Annotated in this window: 1 protein-coding gene; it reads left to right on the top strand. The window is 46.2% G+C overall.

The window, feature by feature from the left end; translation table 11 throughout:
- Positions 1–198: 198 nt before the first annotated feature.
- Positions 199–2,412, top strand: a 2,214-nt coding sequence (locus IBX48_RS10260) for a methyl-accepting chemotaxis protein (RefSeq protein WP_296834224.1), incomplete at its 3' end; no start/stop codon positions are given.

Below are 2,412 nucleotides of genomic sequence, written 5' to 3'. Positions count from 1 at the left end.
GATCTGAAAAACTTGGCGTTGCCAGAATGAATCAGGGGTTAATCGAGGTGCCCACTTGAAACTCTACTCAGCTTGGATTAAAAGCTGATAGAATCGCCGTCGAGGTGCCCAAATGCTTGAGTAGGCAGATCTGTGATATGAAGCTTCATGTTATGGTGCAGCTAAGCTCTAGCGATTATCGAAGGATTAAGTTAAGTTATGCCCTCCACAGTTACCCAAAAAGAATTTAAGTTACCCGCCACGATGGTGATTGTTTCAACCACCGACCTACACGGTACCATTTTGCATTGTAATGATAGTTTTTTAGAGGCGGCGGGTTATACACGGGCCGAGGCGATGGGTCAACCGCATAATATTTTGCGTCATCCAGATGTACCCGCTTCGGTGTTTGGCGATTTATGGGCCAGCCTAAAAGCGGGATTGCCTTGGTCGCAAGTGGTCAAAAATAAACGTAAAAACGGCGATCATTATTGGGTACGCGCGTTCGCGACACCGATTCGTGAAAACGGTCAAACCACCGGTTATATGTCGGTCCGTTTCCCCGCAACATCGGATGAAATTCAACAAGCCGAGCAAGCCTATCGAGCGGTTCAACGTGGCGCGTTAAGTTTACGCCAAGGCAAACCTAATCAATTCTTGAATAAGCTCGGTCGTTATTTAAACCCGCAACGTCTATTAATCTTAAGTGGGACTGGCTTATTCGCTTCTTTAATGGCCGGATTAGTCTGGTCACCTGCGCAAACTTATCCCGTTACCTTAGGCTTGGCTGTTCTAACGGCAGCAAGCTGGGTTTGGAGTCAAGCCCGTCTGAAAGTCGAGTTGGCTGACATGCAAGCTAAGTTGATGAACTTGGCATCGGGCGATGTGCGTCAAGATTTCACGATCGGCTCGGGTTCGTTGTTGGATAACTTATCCAATTGGTTACAACCTGCGGTGGTTCGCTTGGGTTGGATGGCGCAAGAAGCGAAAGAAGCCCAAGCGAAATCAGCGGCGGTGATGAAGGCGCTAGACTCGGCTACCAGCTGTATTATGCTGGCGGATACGGATCATCACATTCAATATGCCAATCGCTCGCTGTTAAATATTTTTGCTAACTATGAAAATCAAATCCAACAAGCTTTGCCAAACTTTCACACCCAAAAGGTGATTGGCAGCAATATAGATATCTTTCATAAAGACCCGCAACATATCCGTCAGCGTTTGGAAAGTTTGACCGAAAGAATGGTGACCGAATTAACTATTAATGGCTTACGTTTCCGTCTGACGATTACGCCGATTCGAGTAAATAAAAAACGTCAAAGTACCATGGTGGAATGGCAGGATATTACGATTGAACATCAAATCCAGTCGCAGCTTCAAGCCGTGATTCAAGATTTGTCTTTAGGACACTTCAATTCAATAGAAGTAAGTGACCATGCCAGCGGTTTCTATAGAGAATTACAAGTTGGTATTAATAACGTGATTAATACTTTGCACGATGCGATGACCGATATAACTCAAGTGGTGGTTGCGCAAAGTGAAGGCGACTTAACTCAAGAGGTGACCTTTGACTACCAAGGGGACTTGGGTCAGTTAACCCAGGCAATTAATGCATCCACACGAAAGTTACGTGAAATTGTATCGGATGTATTGGATGTGGCGAGTCACGTGAGTGAGGAAGCGCACGAAGTTTCGAGCGACGCACATGAATTAAGTTCGCGTGTTCAGGAACAGGCTAGTTCATTGGAACAAACCTCGGCGACCATGCACGAAATGAATACGGCGGTACAAAACAGTTCGCAAAACGCGATAGAAACAGAAAAAGTCGCGCAGAAAGTTGAAGCCCAAGTGGCGAGCGGTGCGAAAGTGATGCAGCAAACTCTAGAAGCCATGACTGATATTCAGAAGTCGAGCCATCAAATTGCGGATATTGTGACCTTGATAGACAGTATAGCCTTCCAAACTAACTTGCTGGCCTTAAACGCGGCCGTCGAAGCCGCGCGCGCCGGTGATCATGGGCGTGGTTTTGCCGTGGTAGCGGGTGAGGTTCGTGGGTTGGCGCAAAAATCAGCCGAAGCAGCGAAAGATATCCGCCAGTTAATTAATAGCAGTGTCGAAAAAATTGATTTTGGCACCAAAATGGCCGCCAGTGCGAGCGATGAACTAGCTGGGGTGAGTCAATCAATTGAACAAGTCACCGAAATGGTTGAGCAAATTGCACAATCCGCCACAGAGCAAGCGGATGGCATTAATCAGGTTAATTTGGCAATTACTAGCATTGATAATGTAACCCAACAAAATGCTGGTTTAGTAGAGCGAACGACAGAGGCCGCCAAAGGCTTAAGTGAACAAGCGCAAAAACTGAATCACAATATGAGTTTTTTCAAAACCCGTTCAAATAGCCAACCCAAGTTGTTAGGTCAACCTAAGCGT

Source organism: Thiomicrospira sp. (genome assembly GCF_014859555.1).
In the GTDB taxonomy this organism is placed as follows: domain Bacteria; phylum Pseudomonadota; class Gammaproteobacteria; order Thiomicrospirales; family Thiomicrospiraceae; genus Thiomicrospira.
The sequence above is the reverse complement of the archived record's forward strand: the minus strand, read 5'-3'. Positions and strand labels throughout refer to the sequence as shown.